13 protein-coding genes and 1 tRNA gene are annotated in these 21,662 nt (G+C 71.3%); 6 read left to right on the top strand and 8 right to left on the bottom strand.

What is annotated here, in order from left to right:
• Positions 1-123: 123 nt before the first annotated feature.
• Genes NKJ47_RS13220 through NKJ47_RS13205 form a run of 4 tightly spaced genes read left to right on the top strand, consistent with a single transcriptional unit; the run spans position 124 to position 11,392 of the window.
• Complete coding sequence (locus NKJ47_RS13220) at positions 124-6,789, top strand: Ig-like domain-containing protein (RefSeq protein ID WP_254458321.1); 6,666 nt, start codon at positions 124-126, stop codon at positions 6,787-6,789.
• The gene (locus NKJ47_RS13215) at positions 6,789-8,057 is read left to right on the top strand and encodes a TolC family protein (protein WP_254458320.1); all 1,269 of its coding nucleotides are present in this window, start codon (positions 6,789-6,791) and stop codon (positions 8,055-8,057) included. The genes NKJ47_RS13220 and NKJ47_RS13215 overlap by 1 nt, the downstream gene beginning before the upstream one ends.
• The gene (locus NKJ47_RS13210; RefSeq protein WP_254458319.1) at positions 8,047-10,215 is read left to right on the top strand and encodes a type I secretion system permease/ATPase; all 2,169 of its coding nucleotides are present in this window, start codon (positions 8,047-8,049) and stop codon (positions 10,213-10,215) included. Before NKJ47_RS13215 ends, NKJ47_RS13210 begins: the two co-directional genes overlap by 11 nt.
• A complete protein-coding gene (locus tag NKJ47_RS13205) occupies positions 10,208-11,392 on the top strand; it encodes an HlyD family efflux transporter periplasmic adaptor subunit (protein ID WP_254458318.1) in 1,185 nt (394 codons plus the stop codon). Before NKJ47_RS13210 ends, NKJ47_RS13205 begins: the two co-directional genes overlap by 8 nt.
• Positions 11,393-11,414: 22 nt before the next feature.
• Here the strand turns inward: NKJ47_RS13205 and NKJ47_RS13200 are convergent, their stop codons facing one another.
• From NKJ47_RS13200 to NKJ47_RS13180, 5 genes are all read right to left on the bottom strand, one after another.
• Positions 11,415-11,735, bottom strand: coding sequence for a hypothetical protein (locus NKJ47_RS13200; RefSeq protein WP_254458317.1), 321 nt, complete (start codon positions 11,733-11,735; stop codon positions 11,415-11,417).
• 280 nt (positions 11,736-12,015) lie between these two features.
• Positions 12,016-12,092 (bottom strand) — tRNA-Pro (locus tag NKJ47_RS13195).
• Positions 12,093-12,152: 60 nt separating this feature from the next.
• Complete coding sequence (cydX, locus tag NKJ47_RS13190; protein WP_254458316.1) at positions 12,153-12,272, bottom strand: cytochrome bd-I oxidase subunit CydX; 120 nt, start codon at positions 12,270-12,272, stop codon at positions 12,153-12,155.
• Between the two features lie 22 nt (positions 12,273-12,294).
• On the bottom strand, positions 12,295-13,446 hold the full coding sequence (gene cydB, locus NKJ47_RS13185) for a cytochrome d ubiquinol oxidase subunit II (protein ID WP_254458315.1): 1,152 nt from the start codon (positions 13,444-13,446) through the stop codon (positions 12,295-12,297).
• 19 nt (positions 13,447-13,465) lie between these two features.
• Positions 13,466-15,055, bottom strand: a complete 1,590-nt coding sequence (locus NKJ47_RS13180; protein WP_254458314.1) for a cytochrome ubiquinol oxidase subunit I — start codon at positions 15,053-15,055, stop codon at positions 13,466-13,468.
• Between the two features lie 273 nt (positions 15,056-15,328).
• Between NKJ47_RS13180 and cydD the strand changes: the two genes are divergently transcribed.
• Together cydD and cydC are read left to right on the top strand one after the other, a co-directional pair.
• Positions 15,329-17,047, top strand: a complete 1,719-nt coding sequence (gene cydD, locus NKJ47_RS13175; protein WP_254461427.1) for a thiol reductant ABC exporter subunit CydD — start codon at positions 15,329-15,331, stop codon at positions 17,045-17,047.
• Positions 17,044-18,720, top strand: coding sequence for a thiol reductant ABC exporter subunit CydC (gene cydC / locus NKJ47_RS13170; RefSeq protein ID WP_254458313.1), 1,677 nt, complete (start codon positions 17,044-17,046; stop codon positions 18,718-18,720). The genes cydD and cydC overlap by 4 nt, the downstream gene beginning before the upstream one ends.
• A 234-nt stretch (positions 18,721-18,954) precedes the next feature.
• Here cydC and metX read toward each other — a convergent pair whose 3' ends face one another.
• From metX to NKJ47_RS13155, 3 genes are all read right to left on the bottom strand, one after another.
• Positions 18,955-20,067: a homoserine O-acetyltransferase MetX gene (gene metX, locus NKJ47_RS13165; protein WP_254458312.1), complete on the bottom strand. Its 1,113-nt coding sequence runs from the start codon at positions 20,065-20,067 to the stop codon at positions 18,955-18,957.
• Between the two features lie 73 nt (positions 20,068-20,140).
• Positions 20,141-20,536, bottom strand: coding sequence for a DUF4440 domain-containing protein (locus NKJ47_RS13160; RefSeq protein ID WP_254458311.1), 396 nt, complete (start codon positions 20,534-20,536; stop codon positions 20,141-20,143).
• An 82-nt stretch (positions 20,537-20,618) separates the two neighbouring features.
• Positions 20,619-21,659, bottom strand: a complete 1,041-nt coding sequence (locus NKJ47_RS13155) for a tetratricopeptide repeat protein (protein WP_254458310.1) — start codon at positions 21,657-21,659, stop codon at positions 20,619-20,621.
• Positions 21,660-21,662: the final 3 nt, after the last annotated feature.

The following is a 21,662-nucleotide window of genomic DNA, read 5'->3' as shown; positions in this document are numbered from 1 at the left end:
GGCCGCGCGGGTGACGTGTTGCCTGCGCATCGGCCGGTACGGCGTCCCGTCGTATCGCTCGCCGCCCACCCTTGGCTCGCGTTCGCAGGCTTCCGCCCAATCTCGCGATAAGGAGTGTTCGCCATGAGTATCCAGGTCAAGGTTGTCCCGCACAGCGCCGACGTCACCCGCGCCCCTGCCGTCCCGCTGCCGGCCGACGGCGTGGTGCGGCTGACCCAGGCCAGCCAGGTCGTGCTGGACGTGCCGCCCGACAGCGTCGCCGCCTACAGCCGCGACGGCGACGATCTGCTGGTGCGGATGAAGAACGGCGAGACGGTGCGCATCGCCCATTTCTACGATGCCGCCTCGGAGCCGAGCCAGTTGTTCCTGACCCAGGAGGAGCAGCTGCTCGCGGTGCAGTTCGCCGGCGCCGGCGAAGGGACCGCGTTGCTGGCCAGCTATGCGCCGGTGGGGACCGAGGCCGGGTTCGAGTCCCTGACCGCGGCCGGCGTGGGGGGCGCGGCCGGTGGGCTGGCTGCGCCGTTGCTGATGGCGGGCGGCGTCGCGCTCGGCGCGGGCGCGTTGGCCAGCATGGGCAGCGACGACGACCGCAACGAGATCGTGCAGCCGCAGCCGGCGGTACCGGCCGCGGCGAGCAATCTGCAGATCTCCACCGACGGCACCCAACTCACCGGCATCGCGCAGGCCGGCCACTCGGTCCTCATCGATGCCGATGGCGACGGGCAGATGGAAGTGGTCGTCGTGGCCGGCAGCGACGGCAGCTTCGTCGCGACCCTGCCGACGCCGCTGGTCGATGGCGAGATGGTGGCCGTGGTCGTCACCAGTCCGCTGGGCGTCGCCAGCCCGCCGGCAATGGTGCAGGCGCCGGACGTCACTCCGCCCGGTGCGGCGGGCAACCTGCAGGTCGCGGCGGACGGCAGCAGCCTGACCGGCACCGCCGAGGCGGGCGCGACGGTGGGCGTGGACACCAACGGCGATGGGGTGCCGGACGCGACCGCCGTGGTCGGCAGCGACGGCGGCTTCAGCGTGCCGTTGCAGCCGCCGCTGACCAATGGCGAGACCGTGACCGTGGTGGTGACCGATCCCGCCGGCAATACCGGCCCCGGCGCCAGCGTCAACGCGCCCGATACCACGCCGCCGGCGGCGGCCGGCGAGCTGCAGGTCTCGGCCGACGGTGGCAGCCTGACCGGCACCGCCGAGGCGGGTGCGACGGTGGGCGTCGACACGAATGGCGACGGCGTCCCTGACGTCACCGTCGTGGTGGGCGGCGATGGCAGCTTCAACGTGCCGTTGCAGCCGCCACTGACCGACGGGCAGACGCTGACCGTGGTGGTGACCGATCCGGCCGGCAACAACAGCCCTCCGACCAGCGTGCAGGCGCCCGATCTGCTGGCGGCGCCGATCATCCAGGCGACCAACGGCAGTGTGATCGCCGGCACCTCCGAAGCGGGCGCCAGCATTACCCTGAGCGATGGCAATGGCGCGCCGATCGGCCAGGCCGTCGTCGATGCCGCCGGCAACTGGAGCTTCACGCCGGCCACGCCGCTGCCGGACGGCACGGTGATCACCGCGGTCGCCAGCAATGCCGCAGGCACGGTCAGTCCGCCGGCGACCGCCACCGTGGATGCGGTGGCGCCGGCGGCACCGCTGCTGCAACCGAGCAACGGCAGCGTCGTCGCCGGCAGCGCCGAGGCCGGCGCGACCGTCACCGTTAGCGACGGCAACGGCACGCTGATCGGCCAGGCCACCGCCGATGCGTCCGGCGCCTGGAGTCTGACCCCGGCCACCCCAGTGCCCGACGGCACCGTGCTGACCGCCATCGCCACCGACGCGGCCGGCAATGCCAGCGCGCCGGCGACCACCACGGTGGATGCCGTGGCCCCGGCTACCCCGGTGCTGCAGCCGAGCAACGGCACTGCGATCGTCGGCAGCGCCGAAGCCGGCGCGACCGTCACCGTCACCGATGGCAACGGCACGCTGATCGGTCAGGCCACGGTCGATGCGTCCGGCAACTGGAGCATCACCCCCGGCGCCGCGCTGCCCGACGGGACGCTGATCAACGTGGTGGCCACGGACGCGGCCGGCAACGCCAGCGTGCCGGCGACGCTGACCGTCGATGCCGTGGCGCCGGCGGCGCCGGTGCTGCAGCCGAGCAATGGCGTGGCGATCGTCGGCAGCGCCGAAGCTGGCGCGTCGGTCACCGTCACCGATGGCAACGGCGCGCTGATCGGCCAGACCACAGCCGATGCGTCCGGCAACTGGAGCGTCACCCCGGGGGCGGTACTGCCCGACGGCACGGTGATCACCGCCGTGGCCACCGATGCGACCGGCAACGTCAGCGCGCCGGCGACGACGACGGTCGATGCCGTGGCGCCGGCGGCGCCGATCCTGCAGCCGAGCAATGGCGTGACGATCGCCGGTACCGCGGAAGCCGGGGCGAGCGTCACCGTCACCGACGGCAACGGCACGCTGATCGGCCAGGCCACCGCCGATGCGTCGGGCAACTGGAGCATCAGCCCGGGGGCGGCATTGCCCGATGGCACCGTGATCAGCGCCATCGCCACCGATGCGGCAGGCAACGCCAGCGCGCCGGCGACGACGACCGTCGATGCGCTGGCGCCGTCGGCGCCGGTGCTGCAGCCGAGCAATGGCAGCGCGATCGTCGGTACGGCGGAGGCTGGTGCGACGGTCACCGTCACCGATGGTGCGGGCGCCCTGATCGGCCAGACCACGGCGGATGCGGCCGGCAACTGGAGCATCACCCCGGGGGCCGCGTTGCCCGACGGCACCGTGGTGACGGCCATCGCCAGCGATGCCGCCGGCAACGCCAGTGCGCCGGCGACGCTCACGGTCGATGCGTTGGCGCCGTCGGCGCCGATCCTGCAGCCGAGCAATGGCGTGGCGATCGTCGGCAGCGCCGAAGCTGGCGCGACGGTCACCGTCACCGACGCCAACGGCGCGCTGATCGGCCAGACCACCGCGGATGCGTCCGGCAACTGGAGCGTCACCCCGGCGGGCGCACTGCCCGACGGCACGGTGATCACCGCCGTGGCCACCGATGCGACCGGCAACGTCAGCGCGCCGGCGACGCTGACCGTGGATGCATCGGCACCAGCCGCTCCGATCCTGCAGCCGAGCAATGGCAGCGCGATCGCCGGTAGCGCCGAAGCTGGTGCGACCGTCACTGTCACCGACGGCAACGGTACGCTGATCGGCCAGGCCACCGCCGATGCGTCCGGCAACTGGAACATCACCCCGGGTGCCGCGTTGCCTGACGGCACCGTGGTGACGGCCATCGCCAGCGATGCCGCCGGCAACGCCAGTGCGCCAGCGACACTCACCATCGACGCGCTGGCGCCGTCCGCGCCGGTGCTGCAGCCGAGCAACGGTACTGCGATCGTCGGTACCGCCGAAGCCGGCGCGACCGTCACCATCACCGATGGCAACGGCATCCTGATCGGCCAGACCACCGTCGATGCGTCCGGCACCTGGAGCATTACCCCGGGGGCCGCGTTGCCCGACGGCACCGTGGTGACGGCCATCGCCACCGATGCGGCCGGCAATGCCAGTGCGCCAGCGACGCTCACGGTCGATGCGTTGGCGCCGTCCGCGCCGATCCTGCAGCCGAGCAACGGCGTCGCGATCGTCGGTACGGCGGAGGCCGGGGCGACCGTCACCGTCACCGATGGCGCGGGCGCGCTGATCGGCCAGACCACGGCCGATGCGTCCGGCAACTGGAGCGTCACGCCGGGGGCCGCCTTGCCGGATGGCACGGTGATCAACGCCGTCGCCACCGACGCGGCCGGCAATGCCAGTGCGCCAGCGACGCTCACGGTCGATGCGTTGGCGCCGTCCGCTCCGATCCTGCAGCCGAGCAACGGTGTGACGATCGTCGGCACGGCCGAGGCCGGTGCGACCATCACCGTCACCGATGGCAACGGCACGTTGATCGGCCAGGCCACGGCCGATGCGTCGGGCAACTGGAGCGTCACGCCGGGGGCCGCCTTGCCCGACGGCACCGTGGTCAGCGCCATCGCCATCGACGCCGCCGGCAACGCCAGTGCGCCGGCGACGGTGACCGTGGATGCATTGGCACCAGCCACTCCGATCCTGCAGCCGAGCAACGGCGCCACGATCGCCGGTACCGCGGAAGCCGGGGCGACCGTCACCGTCACCGACGGCAACGGCACGCTGATCGGCCAGGTCACCGCGGATGCGTCCGGCAACTGGAGCGTCACGCCGGGGGCCGCCTTGCCCGACGGCACCGTGATCAGCGCCATCGCCACCGATGCGGCCGGCAATGCCAGCGCACCGGCGACGTTGACCGTGGATGCGCTTGCGCCGGCTGCTCCGATCCTGCAGCCGAGCAATGGTGTGGCGATTGTCGGCACGGCCGAAGCCGGGGCGACTGTCACCGTCACCGACGGCACCGGCACGCTGATCGGCCAGGCCACCGTGGATGCGTCCGGCAACTGGAGCGTCACCCCGGGGGCGGCGCTCCCCGACGGCACCGTGATCACCGCCATCGCCACCGATGCGGCCGGCAATGCCAGTGCACCGGCGACGCTGACGGTGGATGCGCTTGCGCCGGCGGCGCCGATCCTGCAGCCGAGCAATGGCGTGGCGATCGTCGGCACCGCCGAGGCCGGGGCGACCGTCACCGTCAGCGACGGCAACGGCACGCTGATCGGCCAGGCCACCGCGGATGCATCCGGCAACTGGAGCGTCACCCCGGGGGCCGCATTGCCCGATGGCACCGTGGTGACGGCCATCGCCACCGACGCCGCCGGCAATGCCAGCGCACCGGCGACGTTGACCGTGGACGCGTTGGCACCGGCCGCCCCGATCCTGCAGCCGAGCAACGGCGTGGCGATCGTCGGCACGGCCGAAGCCGGCGCAACCATCACCGTCACCGACGGTAACGGCGCGCTGATCGGCCAGACCACGGCCGATGCGTCGGGCAACTGGAGCGTCACCCCGGGGGCGGCGCTCCCCGACGGCACCGTGATCAGCGCCATCGCCACCGACGCGGCCGGCAATGCCAGCCCGCCGGCGACGTTGACCGTGGATGCGCTGGCGCCGGCGGCGCCGTTGGTGTCGATCAGCCTGGACGGCAGCCTGCTCAGCGGCACCGCCGAGGCCAATGCGCAACTGCGCGTGGTGGTGAACGGCGATACCGCCAATCCGCTGCTGATCCAGGTGGACGGCAACGGCAGCTTCAGCCTGCCGCTGTCGCCGCCGCTGGTGATCGGTCAGGCGCTGTCGGTGGTGGCGGTGGACGCCGCCGGCAATGTCAGCCCGCCGGCGCTGCTCACCGCGCCGGACCTGTCGCCGCCGCTGCTCAGCGTGCCGGAGGCGGGCGATACCTGGGTCAACGCCGCCGAGATCGGCGATGGCATCCAGGTGCTGGTGCAGTTGCGGCCGGCCATGCTGGTCGGGCAGGTGGTGACCGTGCACTTCGCCGGCCAGAACGGCTACGAGGTCGACGTCAGCCACACCCTGACCAGCGCCGACCTGAGCGCCGGCAACGTGCTGCTGTCGGTGCTGCCGCCCAGCGGCGGCGCGGCCTTGCCGCAAGGGGCGGCGACGGTCACGGCCGACCTCAACGGCGGCCCGCTGTCGTCCTCGGTCGGCTTCACCATCGACACGGTGGCGCCGGCGACGCCGGTGCTGTCGCTGGTCGGCAGCCTGCTGACGATTTCCAGCGAGCCGGGTGTCGCGCTGACGGTCAACGTCAACGTCGGCGGCGTGCAGGCCACCGCCACGCTCGCCGCCGACAACAGCGGCCTGGCCTCGCTGGACCTGCTCACCGGCCTGGACATCGACCTGAGCTGGGCGCAGTTGCTGAACGCGCAGGTCTCGGTGGTCGGTGCCGACCCGGCCGGCAATCCCAGCCCGGTCGTCTCGCTGGGCGTGGGGACCAACATCGCCCAGCCGCTGACGCTCGGCGACTTCGGCGTGGACTTCTCGCTGCTGCCGGCGACGTTCGGCTTCAGCGGGCAGGCCGAGCCGAACGCGAGCCTGACGATCCGGGTCATCACGCCGGCGCTCAATGTCGAACTCACGCCGATCCAGGCCGACGCCAATGGCGACTTCGCCCTGAACCTGCTCAGCTCCAGCGTGCTGAACCAGCTCGGGCTGACCGCCTCGGGCCTGCTCAACCTGGGAACCCAGGTGTCGTTCGAGGTGGTGGGCACCGATACGCAGGGCAACGACAGCGCCCGCTACGGCATCAGCCTGTCCAGCAGCGGCGTCAGCCTGGGCATCGGCGAGATCAGCGTGTTCGGCACCGCCGTCAACGACATCCTGTCCGGCGCCGACGGCAGCAGCGAACGCATCCTCGCCGGCGACGGCAGCGACCTGATCTTCAACGTCGGCAGTGGCGACCGGGTCGTTGCCGGCAACGGCGACGACACCATCCAGATCACCGGCAACACCTTCGCCAGCATCGACGGTGGCGCCGGCTTCGACACGCTGTTGTTCGCCAACGGTATCGATCTGGACTACAACGCGGCGGGCATCGGCACCCTGAGCAACATCGAGCGCGTCGACCTCGGCAAGGGCGATTCCGGCAGCACGCTGACCCTGACCGCGGCGGAAGTGCTGGCAATCACCGACAGCAACGACACCCTGCAGTTCACCGGCGACGGGGCGGATGTGCTCAACGTGATCGGCGCGGTGGACAGCGGCACCACCCAGGCGATCGACGGCATCACCTATCACGTCTACAGCTTCGGCACCGCGACCTTGCTGGTGGAGGACAACACCCTGGCGGTGGTGACGGCCTGATGGCGAAGAAGGGGGCAGGGGACCGGCGCACGCGCCGGTCCGCTCTGGCGCTGGCCGTCGGGCTGTGGCTGGCGCTGCCGGCGTGCGCCTGCGCGATGTCGCTGACGCAGGCCGTGCAGCGCGGATTGGCGATCGAGCCGCAGCTGCGCGCGGCGATGGCCGACGCGGCGCGCGCGGCCACCGACGTGCGCATCGCTCGCAGCGGCTACTACCCGGCGCTGTCGGTCGCCGCCGGACCCAAGGCGCTGGACCCGGGCGAGGTGGTCTATGACGTCAACCTCTCGCAGATGCTGTACGACTGGGGCCGCGTGTCGAGCCGGGTGGCGAATGCGCGTGCACAGCAGCGCGGGCAGGACGCGGCGGTGGAGGTGGCCGCCGACGACGCCGCGTTGCAGATCGTGGAGGTGTATCTGGACGTGTTGGCGGCGCAGCAGCGGCTGCAGGCGGTGCAGGCGCACCTGCAGCGCCTGCAGGTGATCGCCGACCTCAGCGAGGCGCGCAGCGGCGGCTACGCCGACCGCAGCGAACTGGAGCGCACGCGGCTGGAACTGGCCCGCGGCCAGGACCAGTTGGCGACCGAGCAGGGCGCGCTGCAGGAGGTGCGCAACCAGTTCCTGCTGCTGGTCGGCGCCGAGGCCGAGGATCTGGTCGAACCGGAGACGCTGGAATTGCCGCAACTGGCGCCGCCGTTGCTGGCGCAGGCGGTGGACGCCTCGCCGTTGCTGCGCAAGGCCGGCGAACAGGTGCGCGCGGCCGAGGCGGAGCTGCGCGAGGCGCGCGCGGCATTGAAGCCGCAACTCAATCTGGAGGCCGCCGCGTTGCGCCGCGACGTCGGCGGGCGTCTGCAGAACGATTCGACCATTTCGTTGCGGCTGAGCATGGACGTGTTCCAGGGCATGTCCACGTTCCTGCGCCCGCAGGCCGCGCGCCAGCGCCTGGAAGCGGCGCAGTGGAACATGCAGGCGATGCGCCGCGAGGTGCTGCGCACGGTGCAGACCCTGGCCGACAGCGGCGAGGCCTTGCGCGGGCGCGAACAGGCGCTGCTGCGGCAGGCGCAGCAGGCGGTGGAAGTGGCCGAGCTGTACCGCGAGCAGATGGGCGTGGGCCGGCGCGAGGTGATCGAGCTGCTGAACGTGCAGCGCGAACGCCTGGAGGCCGAGCGGCAATTGATCAGCCTGCGGATCGAACGCAAGCGCCTGCGCTATCGCGCGGCGGCGCAGATCGGCGCCTTGCACGCGCTGTTTCGGGAGACGACGCATGCAGGGTGACGGGGGGATCGGGGCATCCGCGGTGACGCCGCGCGCCGCGGGCGCGGATGGGCTGCGCGAAGGCTTGCTGTTGCTGTGCCAGCGCCTGGGGCGGCCGTTGAGCGATGCCGAACTGGTGGATGGCATCGCCCTGGTGCAGGGACGCCTGCCGCTGCACCTGGTGCCGCGCGCGCTGCGCCGTGCCGAGCTCACGGCCGAGGTGCTGGCCTATCCGCTGGACGGCATGGACCGCTACCTGCTGCCGGCGCTGCTGTTGTTGCACGATGGGCGCACGGTGCTGCTGGAGGCGATCGAGGCGGGACAGGCACGGCTGCTGCTGCCGCATGCCGGCGGTGGCGAGCAGGCGCTGCCGGTGGCGGAGCTGGAGACGCTGTACAGCGGTTCGGCGGTGTTCGCCAAGCCGCGCTTCCGCGACGACGGGCGCATCGGTGGTTACGCCGGCAGCGCGTCGGAACATTGGTTCTACGGGCCGCTGAAGAAGCTGTGGCGCTCCTATGCGGAGGTGGCGCTGGCGGCGATGGTCGCCAACCTGCTGGCCATCGCCACCGCGCTGTTCGCCATGCAGGTCTACGACCGCGTGGTGCCCAACGCCGCCTTCGACACGCTGTGGATCCTGGCCAGCGGCGTGGTCCTGGCGATCGTGATGGAAGGCGTGCTGCGCACCCTGCGCGGACAGTTGCTGGCGGTATTGGGCAAGCGCCTGGACCTGCAACTGTCCACGCTGCTGTTCTCGCGCGTGCTGGCCATGCGCATGGCCGCCAAGCCGGCGTCGATGGGCGCGTTCAGCACCCAGGTCCGCGAGTTCGAGTCGGTGCGCGAGTTCTTCACCAGTTCCAGCGCGGCGCTGATCAGCGACCTGCCGTTCGTGGCGATCTTCCTGGGCATCATCGCCCTGATCGGCGGCCATGTGGTCTGGGTGCCGCTGGCCGCCTGCGTGCTGATGGTGCTGCCGGGGCTGCTGGCGCAGCGCCAGCTGGGCGAGCTGTCGCGGCAGAACCTGCGCGAAGGCGCGATGAAGAACGGCCTGCTGCTGGAGGCCTTCGAGCATCTGGAGTCGATCAAGGCCGCGCGCGGCGAAGGCCGCTGCCAGGGGCTGTGGGAGGCGCTGACCGCGCAGTTGTCCGCCTCGGCGATGAGGACCTACGCGCTGACCACCGCGCTCAGCTACGCCGCATCGGTGGTGCAGCAACTGGCTTACGTCGGGGTGGTGGTGTTCGGCGTGTACCGCATCCAGCAGGGCGCGATGAGCGTGGGTGCGTTGGTGGCCTGCTCGCTGCTGGCCTCGCGCGCGATCGCGCCGCTGGGACAGGCCGCGGCGGTGCTGGGGCGCTGGCAGCACACCTGCGTGGCCATGGAGGGCCTGGATCAGCTGCTGGGGGCCGAACAGGAGCGGCCGCCGGGCAAGCGCTTCGTGCACAAGCTGCGCGTGCGCGGCGACTACCGCCTGGAGGCGGTGCGCCTGCGCTACGGCGAGCAGCCGCCGGTGCTGGACGTGCAGGCGCTGCGCATCGGTGCCGGCGAGCGCGTGGCGCTGCTGGGCGGCAACGGCGCCGGCAAGTCCACGCTGCTGCGGGTGCTGGCCGGCCTGCTGGATCCGCACGCCGGGCGGCTGTTGCTGGACGATGTGGCGATCGCGCAGATCGACCCGGCCGACCGCATGCGCAACATCGGCTACCTGCCGCAGGACGTGGCGCTGTTCCATGGCAGCCTGCGCGACAACCTCAACCTGCACGGCGCCGCGCTCGGTGACGACGAGCTGTATGCAGCGCTGGACGGAGTCGGGCTGGGCATGTTCGTGCGCGCGCATCCGTTCGGGCTGGACCTGCCGATCCAGGGCAACGCCAGCCTGTCCGGTGGACAGCGCCAGGCGCTGGGACTGGCGCGGCTGCTGCTGCAGGATCCCAGCGTGGTGCTGCTCGACGAACCCACCGCGGCCTTCGATCAGCACAGCGAACAGGTGTTCATTGCCTACCTGCAGCGCTGGCTGGGCGCGCGCACGCTGATCGTCAGCACGCACAAGCGCAGCATGCTGGAGGTGGCGCAGCGCGCCGTGGTGCTGCGGCAGGGGCGGGTCGTGGTCGACGGGCCCGTGGAGCAGGTGCTGCAGGGCAACCGGGTGCAGGTGCCGGCGACGGCAGTGGCGGGCGGCCATGGCTGAGCGCGCGGCGGTGGCGGTGCGGCGGCGGCTGGGCGATCCGCTGCTGGCGTCCACGCATCCCTGGTACCGGCCGCTGCTGTGGACGGTGCTGGCGACGGTGGCGTTGTTTCTGGGCTGGGCGGCCTGGGCCGAGCTGGACGAAGTCACCCGCGGCGACGGCCGGGTGGTGCCGTACAGCCGCATCCAGAAGATCCAGAGCCTGGAGGGCGGCATCCTCGATCGGCTGCTGGTGCAGGAGGGCGAACTGGTCAAGCCAGGGCAGCCGCTGGTGCGGCTGGAGCGCACCCACTTCCTCACCAACTACCAGGAGTCGGTCAACCAGGCGCAGGTGCTGCATGCGGCGATCGCGCGGCTGGAGGCGGAAGTGCTGGGCAAGAACAGCATCGCCTTCCCGCCGCAGATCGCCGGCGAGCGCGCCTTGCTGCAGTCCGAGCGCGACCTGTTCGACGCGCGGCGCGGCAAGCTGGCCGAAGGCACCCAGGCGATCCAGCATCAGATCGCCCTGGCCCAGGATCAGTTGAACATCGTGCGCCCGCTGGTGGCCAAGGGTGCGGTCAGCCAGGTCGAGGCGCTCAAGCTCAGCCAGGACATCGCCACCCTGCGCGGCCGCCTCGGCGAGCTGCGCAACAGCTATTTCCAGGAGGCCTACACCGAACTGGCCAAGCGCAAGGCCGATCTCAGCGCGCTGGAGCCGATCGTGCAACAGCGCCACGACCAGTTGCGCCGCACCGAGATCCTGTCGCCGGTGCGGGGGCGGGTGAACACCGTGCTGATCAATACCCGCGGCGGGGTGATCCCGCCGGGCGAGCCGATCATGGAGATCATCCCGGTGGAGGAGCGGCTGCTGGTGGAGGCGCGGATCAAGCCGCGCGACGTGGCGTTCCTGGTGCCGGGCATGCAGGCCCGGGTCAAGATCACCGCCTACGACTACACCATCTACGGCGAGTTGAACGGCACCGTCGAGCAGATCAGCGCCGACACCATCGAGGAGCAGACCGCGCAGGGCAAGGAGTCGTTCTACCAGGTGCTGATCCGCACCGACGGCAGCCAGTTGCGCCGCGGCGGCGACACGCTGCCGATCATTCCCGGCATGGTCGCCGAGGTCGACATCCTCACCGGCAAGCGCAGCGTGCTCAACTACCTGCTGCGGCCGCTGCTGAAGGCGCGGTTGCGCTGAGCGCAACCGCGGTCGGCGCCGCTCAGCTGCGCGATTCGACCAGCGAGAGGGTGCAGGTCTCGCCTGGGGCGGATTGCGTGTAGTCGAAGCGCGAACGCTTCTTGCCGGCGGTCTGCGCGGCCAACAGGCTCGCATACGCGGCCTTGCCGAACTCGTCGTTGAGGGTGAAGTAGATGATGTCGAACTTGCAGGTGGCGGAAAACGCGTCCTTGACGCTGAAGTAGGCGGTGCCGCCGCCCTGCACGCCGAGTCGGTCCACCAGCTTGTCGGTTTCGGTCACCGCGGCGGCGGGTGCGCAGTAGAAGGCGATCAACGAGAGGCAGAGGGCCGCTGGCAGTTTCATGGTGGCGTGTCCGTTTGTCGGAGTCGTGAACGTCGAAACGGACATGCCCGCCGCCTCGCCTCCGGCACGCGTCGTCGCCGAAGAAGGAGGGAGTGATGGATGCGCCGGTTCCCCGTCGCCATTGTGGCGAAAAGCCAGGCCCGGGGGGCAAGGCCCGGCTGCCTCGAGGATGGAGGCGGGCGCGGAGCGGCGGGGGCCGTGCGGCGCGGCCGGTCCCGGATTGCAGACACAAAAAAGCCCGGAAAACTGTGGTTTTCCAGGCTTCTTGTGACCTTGAAACTGGTCGGGGAGACAGGATTCGAACCTGCGACCTCTACGTCCCGAACGTAGCGCTCTACCAGACTGAGCTACACCCCGAAGGAGCCGCACATGATACGGAGGTCTTCCGCATTCGGCAAGCGCCTTTGCAAAAAAATTTCAGTCGGTCGCGTTGGCGGCGTCGGCGGCGTTGCGCTCGCGGGCCTCGAACCACATGCCGTTGAGGATGGCGGCGGTGGAGGCCAGGCCGACACCGAGAATCCAGGCGAAGTACCACATGATCGTTCTCCTTGCGGGTGCGTCAGTACGCGTTGGGGTTGTCGTCCAGGGAGGCGGCGGTGACCTTGCCCTTCAGCACGCGGTACACCCAGGTGGTGTAGGCGAGGATGATCGGCAGGAACACCACGGTGGCCAGCAGCATGATCCACAGGGTCAGGTGGCTGCTGGAGGCGTCCCACACGGTCAGGCTGGAACCGGGCTGGCTGGAGGACGGCAGCAGGAACGGGAAGATCGCAAAGCCCACGGTCAGGATGATGCCGGCGATGGCCGCAGCGGAGGCGAGGAAGGCCAGGCCGCCGCGGCGCTTGCGCAGCAGCACCGCGCTGAGCAGCAGGCCGAGCAGGCCGGCGGCCGGGGCCAGGGCGGTCAGCGGCATGGTCTGGTAGTTGTGCATCCAGCCGCCGACCTCGCCGAGCACGGCGGTCTTCAGCAGCGGGTTGGTGGCGCCGTCGGTGACCACTTGCGAGGTGACCGCGTAGCCGGGCAGGCCGCCGGCCACCCACACCCCGGCGCCGGCGAACAGCGCACAGGCGACCAGTGCGGCCACGCTGCCGTAGCGCGCCGCGCGCTCGGCCACCGGGCCGTCGGTCTTCAGCACCAGCATCGCCGCGCCGTGCGCCACCAGCATGCTCACGCTGAGCAGGCCGGCGAGCAGGGCGAACGGCTTCAGCAGGCCGAAGAAGCTGCCGGTGTAGAACACCCGCAGGGTGTCGTCGAAGTGGAACGGCACGCCCAGCAACACGTTGCCCACCGCCACGCCCATGATCAGCGCGGGGATGAGGCCGCCGACGAACAGCGCCCAGTCCCAGCCGTTGCGCCAGCGCTGGCCGGGCAGCTTGCCGCGGAACTTGAACCCGACCGGGCGCAGGATCAGCGCGAACAGGATCACGAACATGGCCAGGTAGAAGCCGGAGAAGCTGACCGCGTACAGCGGCGGGAAGGCGGCGAAGATCGCGCCGCCGCCCAGGATCAACCAGACCTGGTTGCCTTCCCAGACCGGGCCGATGGTGTTGACCACCAGCCGGCGTTCGGCGTCGGTCCTGGCCACGAACGGCAGCAGCGCGCCGACGCCCAGGTCGAATCCGTCCATCACCGCGAAGCCGATCAGCAGGATGCCCAACAGCAGCCACCAGATCACGCGCAGCGTGGTGTAGTCCAATGCAATGAAGTCCATGGTGTGTCTCCTGCCGGGGTCAGAGGTGGCCGGCGGCCGCGGGCGCGGCGATCGGGGTGACGGGACGCGGGGCGGGCTGCAGCAGGGCCGGCAGCGCGTCCGGCCCCTTGCCGATCGCCTTGAGCATCAGCTTGATCTCGATGATCAGCAGCGTGGTGTAGATCGCCACGAAGCCGGCGAGGGTGATCAGGATGTCGTGCAGGGCCAGCCCGGAGGCGGCGTAGAAGGTGGGCAGCACGCCTTCCACCGCCCACGGCTGGCGGCCGTACTCGGCGACGAACCAGCCGCACTCGATCGCGATCCACGGTACCGGCAGCGTCCACAGCGCCAGCTTCAGGAACCAGCGCTTGTCCTCGAAGTTGTGCTTGCACGAGAACCACAGCGCGGCGGCGAAGAAGGCGATCAGGTAGAAGCCCAGCCCGGCCATCACCCGGAACGTCCAGAACAGCGGCAGCACGCGCGGCACCGTGTCCAGCGCGGCCTTGGCGATCTCTTCCGGGGTGGCGTTGAGGATGTCCTCGCGGTAGCGCTTGAGCAGCAGGCCGTGGCCCAGGTCCTGCCAGTGGCGATCGAACACCGCGCGCGCCTCGGCGTCGTTGCGGTTGGCCTTGAGCCGCTGCAGCGCGCCGTAGGCGATCTGCCCGCCGCGCACGCGATGCTCGGCGCGCTTGACCAGTTCCAGGATGCCCGGCACCGGCGTGTGCAGCGAGCGCGTGGCGATCAGGCCCATCAGGTACGGCACCTTGATCGCGTAGTCGTTCCTGCCGGTGGCCTGGTTGGGGATGCCGAAGGCGGTGAAGTCGGCCGGCGCCTGCTCGGTTTCCCACATCGCCTCGATCGCGGCCAGCTTCATCTTCTGGTGTTCGTTGGCGGCATAGCCGCTCTCGTCGCCCAGCACCACCACCGACAGCGACGACGCCAGGCCGAACGCGGCGGCCACCGCGAACGAGCGCCGGGCGATGTCGCGGTGCTTGCCGCGCAGCAGGTACAGCGCGCTGATCGACATCACGAACACCGCGCCGGTCACGTAGCCGGCGCTGACCGTGTGCACGAACTTGGCCTGTGCCACCGGGTTGAACACTACCGCCATGAAGTCCACCACTTCCATGCGCATCGTGTCCGGGTTGAACACCGCGCCGGTCGGGTTCTGCATCCAGCCGTTGGCGATCAGGATCCACACCGCCGACAGGTTGGTGCCCAGCGCCATCAGCCAGGTCACCATCAGGTGCTTGACCGGCGTGAGCTTGCTCCAGCCGAAGAAGAACAGGCCGATGAAGGTCGCTTCCAGGAAGAACGCCATCAGCCCTTCGATCGCCAGCGGCGCGCCGAAGATGTCGCCGACGTAGTGGCTGTAGTAGGACCAGTTCATGCCGAACTGGAACTCCATGACGATGCCGGTGGCCACGCCCATCGCGAAGTTGATGCCGAACAGTACGCCCCAGAACAGGGTCATGCGCCGCCACACGTCCTTGCGGGTCATGACATACACGCTCTCCATGATCGCGAGCATGAAGGACAGGCCCAGCGTCAGCGGGACGAACAGGAAGTGGTACATCGCGGTCATGGCGAACTGCAGCCGCGACAGCTCTACGACAGTGGTGTCGATCATGGCTGTGCTACCTCGTGGAAAATGTGCATCTGGGTGGCCGAGTGGCGGGAGATTGGAGGCGATCTTCCGCCTGGGGCGCGCGTTCGACCTTGATTCAGATCAATGTGCCGAACCGCCGCGCCCGGCATCGTGGCGGCCACGGCGATTCCAGCCCCGCAAGTGCCTTCCCGCTAAACTGGCGGTTCCGTTCGCCGCGCCGAGCCTGTTTTGACCGATTCCGCCGAGCCGTCCACCGCACCGCCCGCCGACACGCCGCACCAGCGGCAGCAGCGCATGCGTTGGCTGGATGCCCTGGCCGCGGCGGCGCGCGGCCGCCAACGCCTGGCCGCGGCGGCGATCAGCGCGTCCGGCGCGCTGCTGATCGTGCAGGCCGGCGCCATCGCCTCGCTGGTGCAGGCGCTGCTGGTGGAACGCCGCGACCTGGCGCAGGCGCTGCCGGCCTTCGGCCTGCTGGCAGTGGTACTTGCGCTGCGCGCCGCGCTCGGGGCCGCCGCGCAGCGCGCCGCCGGCGACGTCGCCGACGCGGCGAAACTGGAATTGCGCCGGCGCGTGTACCGACAACTGTTGCAGCGCGGGCCGCTGTGGCTGCGCGGGCAGCGCAACGGCGAACTGGGCGAGCTGCTGCTGGCGCATGGCGATGCGCTGGACGGCTACTACGCCGGCTACCGGCCCGCGCGCTGGGAAGTGAGCGTGGTGCCGCTGCTGATCGTGTTGGCGGTGGCGTGGAGCGACTGGGTGGTGGGCCTGATCCTGCTGTTCACCGCGCCGCTGGTGCCGATCTTCATGATGCTGGTGGGCTGGGGCGCAGAGGCTGCCGGCCGCCGCCAGTTGCGCGAACTGGCGCGGATGGGCGGGCACTTCGCCGATCGGCTCAAGGGCCTGGGCCTGCTACGCCTGTACGGCCGCGGCGACGACGAACTGCGCGGGATCGCTGATGCCGCCGAGGGCGTGCGCGAACGCACGCTGAAAGTGCTGCGCATCGCGTTCCTGTCGTCCACCGTGCTGGAGTTCTTCGCCTCGGTCAGCGTGGCCATCGTCGCGCTGTACCTGGGCCTGAGCTACCTGGGCATGATCGCCCTGCACAGCAGCGTGCCGACCCTGGGCACGGGCGTGTTCTGCCTGTTGCTGGCGCCGGAGTTCTACGCGCCGCTGCGGCGCCTGGCCGCGCATTACCACGACCGCGCCAATGCGCTGGCCGCGGCGGCGGAGGTGGAGCGCCTGCTGCAACGCCTGCCGCAGGGCACTGAGGCGCAGGCGATGCGCGCCGAGGGCGCAGCCGCGTCCGACGATGCCGAGGCCACTGCAGCGACCGTCGCCGGACCTGCCGCAGTCGCGCCGAGCGCGGCGCCGTTGCTGCGGGTGCGTGCACTGCACCTGCGGCCGCTGGGCGCGCGCTGCGATGCCGTGCGCGGCCTGGAGTTCGACCTGCATGCCGGCCAGCGCCTGGCCCTGGTCGGCCCCAGCGGCAGCGGCAAGAGCACCTTGCTGGAAGCGCTGGCCGGATGGCTGCCGCAGCGCGCCGGTGCCGTGCAGATGCGCGCGGGACTGCGCATCGGCTACGCCGGGCAGCGGCCGTATCTGTTCCACGGCAGCATCGCCGACAACCTGCGCCTGGCCGATCCGCACGCCAGCGCGGCGCAGCTGCGGGCCGCGGCCGAGGCGGCGCAGGTGCTGCGTTTCGCCGCGCGGCTGCCGCAGGGGCTGGACACGCCGATCGGCGAGCGCGGCTTCGGCCTGTCCGGCGGCGAGGCGCGACGGATCGGCCTGGCGCGCTTGCTGCTGCGCGATCCCGAGCTGCTGTTGCTGGACGAACCGACCGCGTTCCTGGATGCGGAGACCGAAGCGGAACTGCTGCGCACGCTGGCGGCCTTCGCCCGCGGCCGCAGCGTGATCGTCGCCACCCACAGCGAGGCGGCGATGCGCTGGGCCGACGCCGTGCTGCGGCTGCCGGCACGCGACGCCGCAATCGCGACCGCGGGAGCCACGCCATGAGCGGCGCGGCGCGCGACACCTTGCGCAGCGTGTTCGCCCGCCATCGCGGCCGCCTGCTGCTGACCGCGCTGCTGGTGCTGTGCACGATGCTGGCCGGGGTCGGGCTGCTCGGCCTGTCCGGCGGCTTCCTGACCGCCGCGGCGCTGGCCGGCGCGGTCGGCATGGGCAGCGGCTTCAACTTCTTCTCGCCGTCGGCCGGCATCCGCGCGCTGACCTTCGCCCGCATCGCCTCGCGCTACGGCGAAAAGCTGGTGGGGCACGACGCTACCCTGCGCATCGCCCGCGACCTGCGGGTGTGGTTCTTCCGCCGCGCGCTGCCGCTGGCGCCGGCACGGCTCGGCGCCAGCCGCACCGGCGAACTGCTGGCGCGGCTGATGTCGGACATCGGCGAGGTCGACGGCCTGGTGGTGCGCGCGTTGGCGCCGCTGGCGGCATTGCTCGGCGTCGGTGCGATCGGCATCGCCGCGGCGGCGGCGATCCATTGGCCGGCGGCGCTGGTGCTGGCCGCGCTGGCGCTGGCGATCGGGCTTGGCGTGCCGTGGGTGGTGGCGCGCGGTGGTGAGGCCCGCGAGCGCGCCCGCGCGCAGCAGCGCGAAGCCTTGCGCACGTTGGCCTACGAAGGCCTGGAGGGCGCCGCCGACCTGGCCGCGCTGGAGGCGCAGGCCGCCTGGATCGCGCGTGTGGACGCCAGCGCGAAGGCAGTGCGGGGCGAAGACCGGCGCCAGCGGCAGCGGCTGATCGGCGGCAACGCCCTGCACGCGCTGTGCGCTGCGGCGGGTCTGCTGGCGATGCTGTGGGTGGCGCTGGGCGCGGCCCGCGCCGATGCGATCAGCGCCGAACAGGCCGCCGGCCTGCTGTTCCTGACCGTGGCCCTGCTCGAGGTCTGGGCCGGGGCCGGCCTGGCCTGGCAGGCGCTGCAGTCCGGCCGCGTCGCCGCGCGGCGGCTGCAGGCGATCGCCGGGCAGGCGCCGCCGGTCGTCGACCCGGCGCAACCGCACGCGCTGGCGGCCACGGGCGAGGTGCAGTTCGACGAGGTGGTGTTCGCCTGGCCGGGCGAGACCCGGCGCGTGCTCGACGGCGTCACCCTGCGCATCGCCCCGGGCGAGCGCATCGCCATCGGCGGCGACAGCGGCAGCGGCAAGACCACCCTGTCGGCGTTGTTGCTGCGGCTGTGGGACCCGCAGCAGGGCAGCGTCCGCTATGCCGGCGTGGACCTGCGCGAGGTCGCCGAGGCGCAGTGGCACCGCCGCATCGCCTGGTTGCCGCAGGGCGCACCGGTGTTCGCCGGCAGCGTGCGCGACAACCTGCGCCTGGGCGATCCTGATGCCGATGACGCCCGCCTGCAGCGGGTGCTGGCCGACGTGCGGCTGGACGCCTGGCTACGGGAGGTCGGCGGCCTCGACGCTTGGCTCGGCGAGAACGGCGCCACCCTGTCCGCCGGCCAGGCGCGGCGCCTGGCCCTGGCCCGCGCACTGCTGCGCGAGGCGCCGCTGCTGGTGCTGGACGAACCCACCGAAGGCCTGGACGTGGACACCGCGCAGGCGCTGCTGCGCGACCTGACACAGGCGCTGGGCCAGCGCAGCCTGCTGCTGATCAGCCACGATGCGCTGCCGGAAGGCGTAGTGCATGTGCGCTATCGGTTGCAGGGGGGGCGGTTGCAGGTCGAGCCATAGCGCAGTCCCGAGCGACGTCGCCGCGACGCGTGTGCCGAGGCACCCTGCGTCGGGACTGAAGTCCCTCCCACAAGAGGCAGGTGCGCTTCTCCGTGTTGCAGGAAGCCCTTTGTGGGAGCGACTTCAGTCGCGACGAGTGGAGTACAAAACCTCCTGGAAGCGAGCCGTTAGACCAACCACGCCCGAAGGAGCGCGGACTCCTCCGCTCCCCACAGCCAACAAGGCACTCAATCGCTAAAGCGCGTCCAGAAACGCCCGCACCGCCGGCCCGAACCGCGCGAAATCGACCAGGAACGCATCGTGCCCCTGCGGCGAATCCAGCCCCAGGAACTGCGCCTGCGCGCCGCCGGCGCGCAGGCCGTCGGCGATCTGTTGCTGCTGCTGCACCGGGAACAGGATGTCGGTGTTGGCACCGATCGCCAGGGCGCGTTCGATGCGGATCGTGGCGATGCCGGCGAGCACGTCGCCGCCGGCATGTTCGGCCAGGTCGAACCAGTCCATCGAGCGGCTCAGGTACAGGTAGCAGTTCGGGTCGAAGCGGCGCACGAAGCGCCGTGCGTGGCCTTCGAGATAGCTTTCGACCTGGAACTCCAGGCCGAACGGATCGTCGTCGGCCTGGTCCGAATCCAGCCGCACGCGGCCGAAGCGGCCGTCCCATTCCAGCGCCGAGCGGTAGGTGATCACGCCGAGCTTGCGCGCCATGCGCATGCCCGACTCGGGATAGCTGGTCTCGTCGTAGTCGCCGCCGTTCCAGTTCGGGTCCAGGCGGATCGCCTCGCGCTGCAGCGAGCGGATCGCGATCGAGAACGGCAGCGCCTGCGCGCTGCCGGAAATGTTGATGTGGCTGCGCGCCAGGCCGGGATGCCGGTGCAGGAAGGCCAGGGCGGTCATGCCGCCCATCGAGTTGCCGATCACGCAGGCCAGCTGCGCGATGCCCAGCGCCCGCACCACCTGCGCGGCGGCATCGGCGCCGTCCTCGATCGACAGCTCCGGAAAGCGCAGGCGGTACGGCTGGCCATCGTCCGGATGCGGCGAGGCGGGGCCGGTCGAGCCCTTGCAACTGCCCAGCGAGTTCACGCAGATCACGAACCAGCGCTGCGTGTCGATCGGCTTGCCGGGGCCGAGCATGGGCTCCCACCAACCGGGCGTGGCATCGTCGGCATTGGCCGCGGCATGCGCGTCGGGCGACAGCCCGGTGACGATCAGAATCGCGTTGTCGCGCGCGGCCGACAGCGTGCCCCAGGTTTCGTAGGCGACCCGCGCAGCGTGCAGCTGGCCGCCGCGCTTCATCGGGAACGGCGAGGGCAGGGCGAGGAAACGGCTGCCGGGCGGGATGAATTCGGTCATGCGCCGATTCTAGCCGCGCGGGCGCGATGCGCGGGTGCGGCGGCGCTGTCCGCGGGTTGCCGGCTTGCAGGCATCAGCTCTCGGACACTACCGTGCCCTGGTGGTAGACGATCTTCCAACCGTCCGCGGTCCGCCGCCATAGCGTGGCCCGCCGCGTGCGGCGTTCCGGTTGCAGCAGGGTATAGGTCAGCAGATAGGTGTCCGCGGCGATCTGCTGGCAGCGGAAATCCTGGGTTTGCCAGTCCGCTTCCTCGCTGCCGTCGTGGCGACGCGTCGCCAGCACGTCGAGGACGTGCGCGCGGCTGTAGCGCTGTCCCGAGGCGCCGACCTCCCAGAAATCTTCCGTGGTCATGCGCTCGAAATCCTCGCGCGCGGTGCCGAATTCCGGTCGATGGAAGATCGGTTCGCGCCGGCGCAGTTCTTCGAGGACGCCGAGCAGGGCGGGAGCGGTCTGCAACGATGGTTCCATGCGCACATCTTCCGGTCGACCAGGCCACGATAGCGCAGCACAGGGCGGTACTCCATCGTCGATGCGCCGCACCGCGCACGGTTTACGGCTTGCCGATCACCAGTTGCACTGGCGTGGCGGCCGGCAGGTCGACGGTGACCGCTGCCGATTCCAAATCGCCGTCCTGACGCATCGCGTTACCACTGGCCGACAGCCGCGCCAGCACCTGCACCTGCTTGAGGTCAGAGAGCTTCTGCGTCGGCATCGGGCTGTCCGCATCGCGCAGCGTCACCCGCAGCGGCAGCGCCTGCAGCGGGTGCTTCTGCACCGCCACCGGCATCGGCGGGCCGCCCGGCACGCGCGCGATCACGAACACGCTGGCGTCGCCGCGCAGGCGCACGCGCGCGGCGAACGCCGGGTCCAGCGACACCGCTACGGTCAGGCCGGTGTTCGCCGGCGCCTTGGCCTCCTGCGTTGCTGCGGTCGCGCTGCCGGTGGCGGGCAGGGCCGGCAGTCCGGCGGCGGCGCGGGCGGCGTCGATCTGCGGCCGCAGCGCCGCGGCAGTGGCCGCGTCCACGCGCGGCAGCAGCGCTTCCCAGGTAGCGGCCGCGGCGGCGTGCTGGCCGCGCTGGCGCTGGGCGATGCCCAGGAACCAGGCGCCGCGTTCGCTGCCCGGCGCCAGTTGCAGGGCGTGCTGCAGCCAGGCCAGCGCCTGGTCGTCGAACTGCCGTTGCGGGTCGGCCAGCGCACGCGCCTCGGCCGCTTCGATCAGCAATGGCGCCTGCTCCGGTGCCAATTGCACGGCGCGTGCGAAGGCGTTGGCGGCCTCGGCGGCGTGCCCCAGCGACAACTGGCTGCGGCCAAGCAAGGCCCAGCCGTCGGCCCGGTTGGGATCCCTGGCCAGCGCCGCCTGCAGTTGTTTGACGCCGTCCTCCAGCGTGCGCGGCGTCTCGCGGTTCTGTGCCTGCAGGGCGCGCGGCGTGCCGACCAGTGCGTACAACGCCGCCGTCGCCACGCCCAGCGCCAGCACCGCGACCGCCAGCAGCGCGCCGTTGCGGCGGCCGCCGCGCAGCGGCCACAACACCACCGCGAAGACCAGCGCCGCCAGCGCCACCGCCGCGGCCGAGATGCCCCAACTCAGCATCGC

The sequence above is a fragment of the Xanthomonas sacchari genome, assembly GCF_024266585.1.
Taxonomy (GTDB): domain Bacteria; phylum Pseudomonadota; class Gammaproteobacteria; order Xanthomonadales; family Xanthomonadaceae; genus Xanthomonas_A; species Xanthomonas_A sacchari_C.
Note: the sequence above shows the minus strand (reverse complement) of the source record. Positions and strands in the feature narration are given on the sequence as shown.